Genomic DNA, 12,596 nt, shown 5'->3' with positions numbered 1-12,596 from the left:
CTGCGACCCCACGTTACAAGAAAGTTTTTTTCCCAAAACTTTTTGTGTGCTGGCATAGGCTATTCGAAGGGGTAGGTTTGCCGGACTTTGTCGTGTGAACCTCAACAATTGAAGACGTTTGGGTGTTCACCAACGTGTAACTATTTATTGGGTAAGCTTTTAATGAAAACTTTTACAGCTAAACCAGAAACCGTAAAACGCGACTGGTATGTTGTTGACGCGACCGGTAAAACTCTGGGCCGTCTGGCTACTGAACTGGCTCGTCGCCTGCGCGGTAAGCACAAAGCGGAATACACTCCGCACGTAGATACCGGTGATTACATCATCGTTCTGAACGCTGACAAAGTTGCTGTAACCGGCAACAAGCGTACTGACAAAGTGTACTATCACCACACCGGCCACATCGGTGGTATCAAACAAGCGACCTTTGAAGAGATGATTGCTCGCCGTCCTGAGCGTGTGATTGAAATCGCGGTTAAAGGCATGTTGCCAAAAGGCCCGCTGGGTCGTGCTATGTTCCGTAAACTGAAAGTTTACGCGGGTAACGAGCACAACCACGCGGCACAGCAACCGCAAGTTCTTGACATCTAATCGGGATTATAGGCAATGGCTGAAAATCAATACTACGGCACTGGTCGCCGCAAAAGTTCCGCAGCTCGCGTTTTCATCAAACCGGGCAACGGTAAAATCGTAATCAACCAACGTTCTCTGGAACAGTACTTCGGTCGTGAAACTGCTCGCATGGTAGTTCGTCAGCCGCTGGAACTGGTCGACATGGTTGAGAAACTGGACCTGTACATCACCGTTAAAGGTGGTGGTATCTCTGGTCAGGCTGGTGCGATCCGTCACGGTATCACCCGCGCTCTGATGGAATACGACGAGTCCCTGCGTTCTGAACTGCGTAAAGCTGGCTTCGTTACTCGTGACGCTCGTCAGGTTGAACGTAAGAAAGTCGGTCTGCGTAAAGCACGTCGTCGTCCGCAGTTCTCCAAACGTTAATTGGCTTCTGCTCCGGCAGAAAACAATTTGCGAAAAAACCCGCTTCGGCGGGTTTTTTTATGGTTAAATTCTGAATCAGCGTAAAAATTGGAAAGTTGCTTTTTGCTACCGTCTGACAGACAGGCAAAACAAAAACCACATCGCCAATAAGGGACTAAGTCAACTATTTCAGACTAAAGCGCATCTCTTTTTCCCCATTTCCGGCATCGACTCACCACAAAGGTCGCAAAATCTGGTAAACTATCATCCAATTTTCTGCCCAAATGTCGGGTATTGCTCATTTTTTGTTTGATTTTCGAACAAAGAGAGTCGTTCCTTACTGGGTAACACAACTTCTGACTGGCCACCTGGTGGCTGGTAGCAGTAAAAATTCTGACTATACCTGGAGGTTTTCATGGCTGTCGCTGCCAACAAACGTTCGGTAATGACGCTGTTTTCCGGTCCTACTGACATCTATAGCCATCAGGTCCGCATTGTGCTGGCTGAGAAAGGTGTAAGTTTCGAGATCGAACACGTGGAAAAGGACAATCCGCCTCAGGATCTGATTGACCTCAACCCGAATCAGAGCGTTCCGACCCTGGTGGATCGTGAGCTGACCCTGTGGGAATCTCGCATCATTATGGAATATCTGGATGAGCGTTTCCCGCATCCGCCACTGATGCCTGTTTACCCGGTAGCTCGCGGTGAAAGCCGTCTGTACATGCATCGCATCGAAAAAGACTGGTACACGCTGATGAACACCATCATCAACGGTTCAGCTTCTGAAGCAGATGCCGCACGTAAGCAACTGCGCGAAGAACTGCTGGCGATTGCGCCGGTCTTCGGTCAGAAGCCGTACTTCCTGAGCGATGAGTTCAGCCTGGTCGATTGCTATCTTGCTCCGCTGCTGTGGCGTCTGCCGCAACTGGGCATCGAGTTCAGCGGCCCGGGTGCGAAAGAGCTGAAAGGCTATATGACCCGCGTCTTTGAGCGTGACTCTTTCCTTGCTTCTTTAACTGAAGCAGAACGTGAAATGCGTCTGGGCCGGAGTTAATCTGTATGGATTTGTCACAGCTAACACCACGTCGTCCCTATCTGCTGCGTGCATTCTATGAGTGGTTGCTGGATAACCAGCTCACGCCGCACTTGGTGGTGGATGTGACGCTCCCTGGCGTGCAGGTTCCTATGGAATATGCGCGTGACGGGCAAATCGTACTCAACATTGCGCCGCGTGCTGTCGGCAATCTGGAACTGGCGAATGATGAGGTACGCTTTAACGCGCGCTTTGGCGGCATTCCGCGTCAGGTTTCTGTGCCGCTGGCTGCCGTGCTGGCTATCTACGCCCGTGAAAATGGCGCAGGCACGATGTTTGAGCCTGAAGCTGCCTACGATGAAGATACCAGCATCATGAATGATGAAGAGGCATCGGCAGACAACGAAACCGTTATGTCGGTTATTGATGGCGACAAGCCAGATCACGATGATGACACTCATCCTGACGATGAACCTCCGCAGCCACCACGCGGTGGTCGACCGGCATTACGCGTTGTGAAGTAATACAAAAACAGGCCCTGGTGGCCTGTTTTGTCTTTTAATGGCTTAATAAAATAGCGTGATTGTGGCAATCATATTCACCACGAAACCGACTGCCATGGGGATCGCTGTTCGCTTCACCACCGCAAAAGGCGAAACGCCTGCAATTCCTGACGTAACGACCACCACCGCAGTAATCGGCGAAACCGCGCGCGCTAGCGTCGTGGCAAAATGCATCGGCATAATCATTACAACCGCTGGTACATGTAATCCGGCTGCGATATTCGGAATAAGACTGGCAAATGACATAAACGGCGCATTGCCAGAGCCCATCACAATGGCACAAATGGCAATGACTAGCGCCATAATAATCATCACGCCAATACCGCCCAGACCAGAATGCTCCGCACCCCTGATAACCGCATCAACAGTGCCAATCGTCGTTAAGCCTTTCGCAAATATTTCACCCGCGACCACCAGCGTTACCACGTTGGCAAACTGCGTACCCATGCCGTCAAAAAACGCTTGCACATCGTCCATTGTTTCGCGCAAGTTATGCTTGCGGAAGAACTCAACAAACATCGTCACCGTCAAACTCAGTAACATCACCACCACCAGATGCAGTTCTGACTGCATCAGCCCGATGTGGGCGAGGAACAGCGAGCCGAGCATCAAGATTAACGGCATCACAGGTAAAATGGCGTAATAGAGCGGCGGGACATTATCGAGAGCTTTTAGCTCTGCCTGTTCGTGATTGATATTTTTATCTTTTTTGTCAAAAGCGCGTTGCACGAAAAAGTGGGAGATCGCCACCGAGATAATGACGCAAGAGGCGACCGGAAGCTGGTAGTGGAAGAAGTAAGTGGCAATTTTCATTCCCGCGACCTGGGCTGCAAAAATGGAGTTCGTTTCCAGAATCCCCCACTCAATGGACATCGTGGTTGCGATAACCGCCACCGCAGAGAGGCGACTTACTCCCAGACTCACCAGCGTCGGAAATAAGGTGACCATCAGCAACATACCCAGGCCGGAGGCGCTGGTAATAAACTGCGCCATGATTTGGCCGATGACGTAAGTTGCCGACAGAATAATATACGGCGAGCGAATGAGTTTTAACGGGCGGCTTAGCAAGCTCACCATCGCGCGACTGGCTCCTGTGCGCTCCATGTAGCGGGCATAACCGCCCACCGCCATAATCGACAGCCCCAATCCGGCAATGCGGTTGGACAGCATGCGCAGGATTTCATTATAAATATCGACGATCAAGTAGCCGCTGCTTTTGGCGGGATCGAGTACACCACCGAACCCTAACCAGACACCGCACATCATCAGGAAGATACCTGCGGCAGCCAGCAGCACCTGAGGTTTGTAGTTTTTCAGGATCAAATAGCCCATCGTAATTAATACGATGACAGATATAATTATGCCGAACATTGTTGAACTCCGTGTCAAAAGAAAACGGTCAATCCCATAAACGGCAGATTGAAAACAATGATGTTATATTTTTTGCAAGTCTATTTATGGTGCGGATGTCGTGTTTTTAATTGTAGGTGAGGTGATTTTTCATTAAAAAATATGCGCTTATGATTATTTTGTAAGAACACATTCATAATATTCATAATGCTCGTGAATAGTCTTATAAATAATTCAAACGGGATGTTTTTATCTGCGTTACATTAATTTTTCGCAATAGTTAATTATTCCGTTAATTATGGTAATGATGAGGCACAAAGAGAAAAACCTGCCATTTTCCCCTACTTTCAATCCTGTGATAGGATGTCACTGATGATGTTAATCACACTGACCTTACAGAATGGGCCTTATGAACGCATTTGATTCGCAAACCGAAGATTCTTCACCTGCAATTGGTCGCAACTTGCGTAGCCGCCCGCTGGCGCGTAAAAAACTCTCCGAAATGGTGGAAGAAGAGCTGGAACAGATGATCCGCCGTCGTGAATTTGGCGAAGGTGAACAATTACCGTCTGAACGCGAACTGATGGCGTTCTTTAACGTCGGGCGTCCTTCTGTGCGCGAAGCGCTGGCAGCGTTAAAACGCAAAGGTCTGGTGCAAATCAACAACGGCGAACGTGCCCGCGTCTCACGTCCTTCTGCGGACACCATCATCGGCGAGCTTTCCGGCATGGCGAAAGATTTCCTTTCTCATCCTGGTGGGATTGCCCATTTCGAACAATTACGTCTGTTCTTTGAATCCAGCCTGGTGCGCTATGCGGCTGAACATGCCACCGATGAGCAAATCGATTTGCTGGCAAAAGCACTGGAAATCAACAGTCAGTCGCTGGATAACAACGCGGCATTCATTCGTTCAGACGTTGATTTCCACCGCGTGCTGGCGGAGATCCCCGGTAACCCAATCTTCATGGCGATCCACGTTGCCCTGCTCGACTGGCTTATTGCCGCACGCCCAACGGTTACCGATCAGGCACTGCACGAACATAACAACGTTAGTTATCAACAGCATATTGCGATCGTTGATGCGATCCGCCGTCATGATCCTGACGAAGCCGATCGTGCGTTGCAATCGCATCTCAACAGCGTCTCTGCTACCTGGCACGCTTTCGGTCAGACCACCAACAAAAAGAAATAATGCCACTTTAGTGAAGCAGATCGCATTATAAGCTTTCTGTATGGGGTGTTGCTTAATTGATCTGGTATAACAGGTATAAAGGTATATCGTTTATCAGACAAGCATCACTTCAGAGGTATTTATGGCAACGAATTTACGTGGCGTAATGGCTGCACTCCTGACTCCTTTTGACCAACAACAAGCACTGGATAAAGCGAGTCTGCGTCGCCTGGTTCAGTTCAATATTCAGCAGGGCATCGACGGTTTATACGTGGGTGGTTCGACCGGCGAGGCCTTTGTACAAAGCCTTTCCGAGCGTGAACAGGTACTGGAAATCGTCGCCGAAGAGGCGAAAGGTCAGATTAAACTCATCGCCCACGTCGGTTGCGTCAGCACCGCCGAAAGCCAACAACTTGCGGCATCGGCTAAACGTTATGGCTTCGATGCCGTCTCCGCCGTCACGCCGTTCTACTATCCTTTCAGCTTTGAAGAACACTGCGATCACTATCGGGCAATTATTGATTCGGCGGATGGTTTGCCGATGGTGGTGTACAACATTCCAGCCCTGAGTGGGGTAAAACTGACCCTGGATCAGATCAACACACTTGTTACGTTGCCTGGCGTAGGTGCGCTGAAACAGACCTCTGGCGATCTCTATCAGATGGAGCAGATCCGTCGTGAACATCCTGATCTGGTGCTCTATAACGGTTACGACGAAATCTTCGCCTCTGGTCTTCTGGCGGGCGCTGATGGTGGTATCGGTAGTACCTACAACATCATGGGCTGGCGTTATCAGGGGATTGTGAAGGCGCTGAAAGAAGGCGATATCCAGACCGCGCAGAAGCTGCAAACCGAATGTAATAAAGTCATTGATTTACTGATCAAAACGGGCGTATTCCGCGGCCTGAAAACTGTCCTGCATTATATGGATGTCGTTTCTGTGCCGCTGTGCCGCAAACCGTTTGGTCCGGTAGATGAAAAATATCTGCCAGAACTGAAGGCGCTGGCCCAGCAGTTGATGCAAGAGCGCGGGTGAGTTGTTTCCCCTCGCTCGCCCCTACCGGGTGAGGGGAAATAAACGCATCTGTACCCTACAATTTTCATACCAAAGCGTGTGGGCATCGCCCACCGCGGGAGACTCACAATGAGTACTACAACCCAGAATATCCCGTGGTATCGCCATCTCAATCGTGCACAATGGCGGGCATTTTCCGCTGCCTGGTTGGGATATCTGCTTGACGGTTTTGATTTCGTTTTAATCGCCCTGGTACTCACCGAAGTACAGGGTGAATTCGGGCTGACGACGGTGCAGGCGGCAAGTCTGATCTCCGCAGCCTTTATCTCTCGCTGGTTCGGCGGCCTGATGCTCGGCGCTATGGGTGACCGCTACGGGCGTCGTCTGGCAATGGTCACCAGCATCGTTCTCTTCTCGGCCGGGACGCTGGCCTGCGGCTTTGCGCCAGGCTACATCACCATGTTTATCGCTCGTCTGGTCATCGGCATGGGGATGGCGGGTGAATACGGTTCCAGCGCCACCTATGTCATTGAAAGCTGGCCAAAACATCTGCGTAACAAAGCCAGTGGTTTTTTGATTTCAGGCTTCTCTGTGGGGGCCGTCGTTGCCGCTCAGGTCTATAGCCTGGTGGTTCCGGTCTGGGGTTGGCGTGCGCTGTTCTTTATCGGCATTTTGCCAATCATCTTTGCTCTCTGGCTGCGTAAAAACATCCCGGAAGCGGAAGACTGGAAAGAGAAACACGCAGGTAAAGCACCAGTACGCACAATGGTGGATATTCTCTACCGTGGTGAACATCGCATTGCCAATATCGTAATGACACTGGCGGCGGCTACTGCGCTGTGGTTCTGCTTCGCCGGTAACCTGCAAAATGCTGCAATCGTCGCTGTTCTCGGGCTGTTATGCGCCGCAATCTTTATCAGCTTTATGGTGCAAAGTACGGGTAAACGCTGGCCAACGGGCGTAATGCTGATGGTGGTCGTGTTGTTTGCTTTCCTCTACTCATGGCCGATTCAGGCGCTGCTGCCAACGTATCTGAAAACCGATCTGGCTTATAACCCGCATACTGTCGCCAATGTGCTGTTCTTTAGTGGCTTTGGCGCGGCCGTGGGATGCTGCGTAGGTGGCTTCCTCGGTGACTGGCTGGGAACCCGCAAAGCGTACGTTTGTAGCCTGCTGGCCTCGCAGCTGCTGATTATTCCGGTATTTGCGATTGGCGGCGCAAACGTCTGGGTGCTCGGTCTGTTACTGTTCTTCCAGCAAATGCTTGGACAAGGGATCGCCGGGATCTTACCGAAACTGATTGGCGGTTATTTCGATACCGACCAGCGTGCAGCGGGCCTGGGCTTTACCTACAACGTTGGCGCATTGGGCGGCGCACTGGCCCCAATCATCGGCGCGTTGATCGCTCAACGTCTGGATCTGGGTACTGCGCTGGCATCGCTCTCGTTCAGTCTGACATTTGTGGTGATCCTGCTGATTGGTCTGGATATGCCTTCCCGCGTTCAGCGTTGGCTGCGCCCGGAAGCATTGCGTACTCATGACGCTATCGACGGCAAACCATTTAGCGGTGCCGTGCCATTTGGCAGCCCCAAAAACGATTTAGTCAAAACCAAAAGTTAATCCTGTTGCCCGGTCTATGTACCGGGCCTTTCGCTAAGGGAAGATGTATGTCGTTACTTGCACAACTGGATCAAAAAATCGCTGCTAACGGTGGCCTGATTGTCTCCTGCCAGCCGGTTCCGGACAGCCCGCTCGATAAACCCGAAATCGTCGCCGCCATGGCATTAGCGGCAGAGCAGGCGGGCGCGGTTGCCATTCGCATTGAAGGTGTGGCAAATCTGCAAGCCACGCGTGCGGTGGTGAGCGTGCCAATTATCGGGATTGTGAAACGCGATCTGGAGGATTCTCCGGTACGCATCACGGCCTATATTGAAGATGTCGATGCGCTGGCGCAGGCGGGCGCGGACATTATCGCCATTGACGGCACCGACCGCCCGCGTCCGGTGCCTGTTGAAACGCTGCTGGCACGTATTCACCATCACGGTTTACTGGCGATGACCGACTGCTCAACGCCGGAAGACGGCCTGGCATGCCAAAAGCTGGGAGCCGAAATTATTGGCACTACGCTTTCTGGCTATACCACGCCTGAAACGCCAGAAGAGCCGGATCTGGCGCTGGTGAAAACGTTGAGCGACGCCGGATGTCGGGTGATTGCCGAAGGGCGTTACAACACGCCTGCTCAGGCGGCTGATGCGATGCGCCACGGCGCGTGGGCGGTGACGGTCGGTTCTGCCATTACGCGTCTTGAACACATTTGTCAGTGGTACAACACAGCGATGAAAAAGGCGGTGCTATGACCACACTGGCGATTGATATCGGCGGTACTAAACTTGCCGCCGCGCTGATTGGCGCTGACGGGCAGATCCGCGATCGTCGTGAACTTCCTACGCCAGCCAGCCAGACACCAGAAGCCTTGCGTGATGCCTTATCCGCATTAGTCTCTCCGTTGCAAGCTCATGCGCAGCGGGTTGCCATCGCTTCAACCGGAATTATTCGCGACGGCAGTTTGCTGGCGCTGAATCCGCATAATCTCGGTGGATTGCTACACTTTCCGTTAGTCAAAACGCTGGAACAACTTACCAATTTGCCGACCATTGCCATTAACGACGCGCAGGCCGCAGCATGGGCAGAGTATCAGGCGCTGGAAGGCGATGTAACCGAGATGGTGTTTATCACCGTTTCCACTGGCGTCGGCGGCGGTGTAGTGAGCGGCGGTAAACTGCTTACCGGCCCTGGCGGTCTGGCGGGGCATATCGGGCATACGCTTGCCGATCCACACGGCCCAGTCTGCGGCTGTGGACGCACAGGTTGCGTGGAAGCGATTGCTTCTGGTCGCGGCATTGCGGCGGCAGCGCAAGGTGAACTCATGGGCGCGGATGCGAGAACTATTTTCACACGCGCCGGGCAGGGCGACGAGCAGGCGCAGCAACTGATTCACCGCTCCGCACATGTGCTGGCAAGGCTGATCGCTGATATTAAAGCCACAACTGATTGCCAGTGCGTGGTGGTCGGTGGCAGCGTTGGGCTGGCAGAAGGGTATCTGGCGCTGGTGGAAACGTATCTGGCGCAGGAGCCAGCGGCATTTCATGTTGATTTACTGGCGGCGCACTACCGCCATGATGCAGGTTTACTTGGGGCTGCGCTGTTGGCCCAGGGAGAAAAATTATGATGATGGGTGAAGTACAGTCATTACCGTCTGCTGGGTTACATCCTGCGTTACAGGACGCGTTAACGCTGGCATTAGCTGCCAGACCGCAAGAAAAAGCGCCGGGTCGTTACGAATTACAGGGCGACAATATCTTTATGAATGTCATGACGTTTAACACTCAATCGCCCGTCGAGAAAAAAGCGGAATTGCACGAGCAATACATTGATATCCAGCTGTTATTAAACGGTGAGGAACGGATTCTGTTTGGCATGGCAGGCACCGCGCGTCAGTGTGAAGAGTTCCACCATGAGGATGATTATCAGCTTTGCAGCGCCATTGAAAACGAGCAAACCATCATCTTAAAACCGGGAATGTTCGCCGTGTTTATGCCAGGAGAGCCGCATAAGCCGGGATGCGTTGTTGGCGAGCCGGGTGAGATTAAAAAGGTGGTGGTGAAGGTTAAGGCTGATTTAATGGCTTAAAACTTAGTTCGTTTTAAAGATTCTGCAGACACTGTCTGCAGAATTCGAAACCGCTGAAATTAACGGCGTCTATAGCCTTCCTCTAGCACCGCCTGTGTTCGAACGAGTTCATCTGCGAGTCGTTTCTCATCAGGTAGTTGCATCTTATATTCGCTTGCCAGAACGGTGTTAGGCAAACCTGCCAGAGCATAATGTGCTTCTCCGGCTCCTTTCTCTGCACAGAGAACCAGACCGATGGGCGGATTTTCATCCGGTAGCGTCCAGTGCTCTTTGGCGTAGTTGAGATACATATTCATCTGTCCGGCATCGCTATAGCTGAATTTGCCCACTTTTAGATCGACGATTAGTAGGCAGCGTAAACGGCGGTGGAAAAACAGCAGGTCGACACGAAACCAGTTGTCATCAATGCGTAATCTTCGCTGCCGACCAACAAAGGCAAAATCATCCCCAAGTTCCAGCATGAAATCCATCAGGTGGTTGATCAGCGCCTCCTCGAAATCAGATTCTGAATATTCATCTTTCAATTCCAGAAATTCGAGCACAAAGGGATCGCGTATCGCCTGTTGCGGAAGAATATGCGTCTCGGTAGGAGCGTGTTGTTGCAGCATGGCTGATTTGTCATGTGACAGTAGTATTCGCTCATAAAATTGGGTCGCAATTTGCCGTTCTAGCTGGCGAACAGACCAGCCACAGCGGAGCGTCTCTTTTTCATAAAAGCTGCGGGCGTCAGCGTTTTTAACGGAAAGTAAACGGACGTAGGTGGACCAGGGCAGGGGGAAAGATTTGGCAGACAGCGTCTGCCAAATCTTTGCCGATGGGAATTCTGCAGATGGTGTCTGCGGAATTCCCAATGGTGTTAATTCGCCAGACACTGTCTGGCGAATTTCAACATGTTGAAAAAAGAGGTAAAAAAGCCTCATTTGGCGTAAGTTTTTTGCAGAGAACCCACGCTTATACCTTAGACTTAAATCCTTTGATAGTCGCTTGATTAGCTGCGCACCATACGCAGCCCTGGCCTCGCCACCTTGTTCAAATTCGACAATTCGTCGGCCAATTTCCCAGTATGTCGCGGTCATCAGCGCGTTAACGCTACGTACCGTTTCCGTCCGGGCGCTATCGACCAGATGAATAATACCGTCGTGGATTTGCTGGTAGCCTGTTGAGGTTCTCTCTGAGAGCGATTCCATTATCTGTCCCTTTATATGGCGCTGCGTTGAATAATGGAATCAGCTATACGCCGGGCATCTACCGGTAACAATCCAGATGAGCGTATTACATTGGTTTTCTTCAGATTATGCGAGGCGCTTTCCAGAAAGAAAGGAGAATTTCAGCGCCGACTCTTTTCTGAGGAGGCGGCGCTGGGACAGAGCTTAAACTTCCAGCCAGTTCATAATACCGTCTGCCGCCTTACGACCTTCGGCAATAGCGGTTACCACCAGATCGGAACCACGGACGATATCGCCGCCAGCAAAGATTTTCGGGTTGCTGGTCTGGAAGGCGTTGTCGCTGCCTTCCGGGGCGATGATGCGGCCTTGTGAATCCAGCTCGACGCTGTGTTTTGCCAGCCATTCCATGTTGTGTGGACGGAAACCAAACGCCATGATCACTGCATCTGCCGGAACGATATGTTCGGAACCTGCAACGATCTCCGCGCGGCGACGGCCTTTGGCATCCGGTTCGCCCATTTCGGTACGTACCATTTTTACGCCGCTGACTTTACCGTTACCGTTCACTTCAATCCCCAGTGGCTGGACGTTGAATTTGAACTCTACGCCTTCTTCCCGCGCGTTTTTCACTTCGCGGCGGGAACCCGGCATGTTCTCTTCATCACGACGATAGGCACAGGTAACGTGCTTCGCTCCCTGGCGCACGGACGTACGCACGCAGTCCATCGCAGTGTCGCCACCGCCAAGGACCACCACGCGTTTGCCTTCCATGCTGACGAACGGTTCGTCGCGGGTTTCACCAAAGCCCATTAACTGTTTGGTGTTGGCGATAAGGAACGGCAGCGCTGCGTACACGCCATCGGCGCCTTCGTTTTCCAGCCCGCCGCGCATTGACTGATAAGTCCCGACGCCAAGGAAGACGGCATCGTAATCACTCAGCAGATCGTCCAGCTGCACGTCGCGGCCCACTTCGGTATTGAGTTTGAATTCAATACCCATGCCGGTGAAGATTTCACGGCGACGCGTCATTACCTCTTTTTCCAGCTTGAAGGCCGGAATACCGAAGGTCAGCAGCCCGCCAATTTCTGGATGACGGTCGAAGACAACGGCTTTTACGCCGTTACGCGTCAGGACATCCGCACACGCCAGACCTGCCGGGCCTGCGCCGATAATCGCCACTTTTTTACCGGTTTGCTTCACGCCGGACATATCCGGACGCCAGCCCATTTCGAACGCTTTATCATTGATATAACGCTCAATGTTGCCGATGGTCACCGCGCCAAACTCATCGTTCAGAGTGCAGGAACCTTCGCACAGACGGTCTTGCGGGCAGACTCGTCCGCAAACTTCCGGCAGGGTGTTGGTCTGGTGCGACAGTTCCGCCGCTTCAAAAATACGCCCCTCGTTGGCGAGCTTCAGCCAGTTCGGGATGTAGTTGTGTACCGGACATTTCCACTCGCAGTATGGGTTGCCGCACGACAGGCAGCGGTCAGCCTGCGCTTTGGCCTGGCCTTCGGAAAACGGCTCGTAAATTTCAACAAACTCAATTTTGCGGATCTTCAGCGGTTTCTTTGGCGGATCAACGCGCTGCAGGTCGATAAATTGATAAACATTCTGACTCATTGTTGCT

13 protein-coding genes are annotated in these 12,596 nt (G+C 52.0%); 10 read left to right on the top strand and 3 right to left on the bottom strand.

Annotated elements, in window-relative coordinates; all coding sequences use genetic code 11:
* The first annotated feature begins 162 nt into the window (after positions 1–162).
* The 4 genes from rplM (at position 163) to sspB (ending at position 2,535) form a co-directional block, all read left to right on the top strand.
* Positions 163–591, top strand: a complete 429-nt coding sequence (gene rplM / locus ACJHXA_RS15530) for a 50S ribosomal protein L13 (RefSeq protein ID WP_000847559.1) — start codon at positions 163–165, stop codon at positions 589–591.
* Between the two features lie 15 nt (positions 592–606).
* Entirely contained in the window at positions 607–999 is a 393-nt protein-coding gene (rpsI, locus tag ACJHXA_RS15525; RefSeq protein WP_000829818.1) for a 30S ribosomal protein S9, read from the top strand.
* 394 nt (positions 1,000–1,393) lie between these two features.
* Positions 1,394–2,032 (top strand): stringent starvation protein SspA, encoded by a 639-nt coding sequence (sspA, locus tag ACJHXA_RS15520; RefSeq protein WP_000257293.1) that lies wholly within the window; start codon positions 1,394–1,396, stop codon positions 2,030–2,032.
* A 5-nt stretch (positions 2,033–2,037) separates the two neighbouring features.
* A complete protein-coding gene (sspB, locus tag ACJHXA_RS15515; protein WP_000366129.1) occupies positions 2,038–2,535 on the top strand; it encodes a ClpXP protease specificity-enhancing factor in 498 nt (165 codons plus the stop codon).
* Positions 2,536–2,577: 42 nt separating this feature from the next.
* Here sspB and dcuC read toward each other — a convergent pair whose 3' ends face one another.
* Positions 2,578–3,945, bottom strand: coding sequence for an anaerobic C4-dicarboxylate transporter DcuC (dcuC, locus tag ACJHXA_RS15510; protein ID WP_000466976.1), 1,368 nt, complete (start codon positions 3,943–3,945; stop codon positions 2,578–2,580).
* Positions 3,946–4,324: 379 nt separating this feature from the next.
* Here dcuC and nanR point away from each other — a divergent pair, with 379 nt between their 5' ends.
* The 6 genes from nanR (at position 4,325) to nanQ (ending at position 9,800) form a co-directional block, all read left to right on the top strand.
* Complete coding sequence (gene nanR / locus ACJHXA_RS15505; RefSeq protein WP_000523845.1) at positions 4,325–5,116, top strand: transcriptional regulator NanR; 792 nt, start codon at positions 4,325–4,327, stop codon at positions 5,114–5,116.
* Between the two features lie 121 nt (positions 5,117–5,237).
* The gene (gene nanA / locus ACJHXA_RS15500; RefSeq protein ID WP_000224721.1) at positions 5,238–6,131 is read left to right on the top strand and encodes an N-acetylneuraminate lyase; all 894 of its coding nucleotides are present in this window, start codon (positions 5,238–5,240) and stop codon (positions 6,129–6,131) included.
* A 108-nt stretch (positions 6,132–6,239) separates the two neighbouring features.
* Positions 6,240–7,730, top strand: coding sequence for a sialic acid transporter NanT (gene nanT / locus ACJHXA_RS15495; RefSeq protein WP_000108460.1), 1,491 nt, complete (start codon positions 6,240–6,242; stop codon positions 7,728–7,730).
* Positions 7,731–7,777: 47 nt separating this feature from the next.
* Entirely contained in the window at positions 7,778–8,467 is a 690-nt protein-coding gene (locus ACJHXA_RS15490; protein WP_000054239.1) for an N-acetylmannosamine-6-phosphate 2-epimerase, read from the top strand.
* A complete protein-coding gene (nanK, locus tag ACJHXA_RS15485; RefSeq protein WP_000209027.1) occupies positions 8,464–9,339 on the top strand; it encodes an N-acetylmannosamine kinase in 876 nt (291 codons plus the stop codon). Before ACJHXA_RS15490 ends, nanK begins: the two co-directional genes overlap by 4 nt.
* On the top strand, positions 9,336–9,800 hold the full coding sequence (gene nanQ, locus ACJHXA_RS15480; RefSeq protein WP_000979880.1) for an N-acetylneuraminate anomerase: 465 nt from the start codon (positions 9,336–9,338) through the stop codon (positions 9,798–9,800). Before nanK ends, nanQ begins: the two co-directional genes overlap by 4 nt.
* Positions 9,801–9,859: 59 nt before the next feature.
* Here nanQ and ACJHXA_RS15475 read toward each other — a convergent pair whose 3' ends face one another.
* The gene (locus tag ACJHXA_RS15475; protein ID WP_000445142.1) at positions 9,860–10,987 is read right to left on the bottom strand and encodes a YhcG family protein; all 1,128 of its coding nucleotides are present in this window, start codon (positions 10,985–10,987) and stop codon (positions 9,860–9,862) included.
* Positions 10,988–11,170: 183 nt separating this feature from the next.
* Positions 11,171–12,589: a glutamate synthase subunit GltD gene (gene gltD / locus ACJHXA_RS15470; RefSeq protein WP_283512322.1), complete on the bottom strand. Its 1,419-nt coding sequence runs from the start codon at positions 12,587–12,589 to the stop codon at positions 11,171–11,173.
* Positions 12,590–12,596 lie beyond the last annotated feature (7 nt).

It is taken from the genome of Escherichia sp. WS33 (assembly GCF_046486385.1).
GTDB lineage: Bacteria > Pseudomonadota > Gammaproteobacteria > Enterobacterales > Enterobacteriaceae > ECMA0423.
Note: the sequence above shows the minus strand (reverse complement) of the source record. Positions and strands in the feature narration are given on the sequence as shown.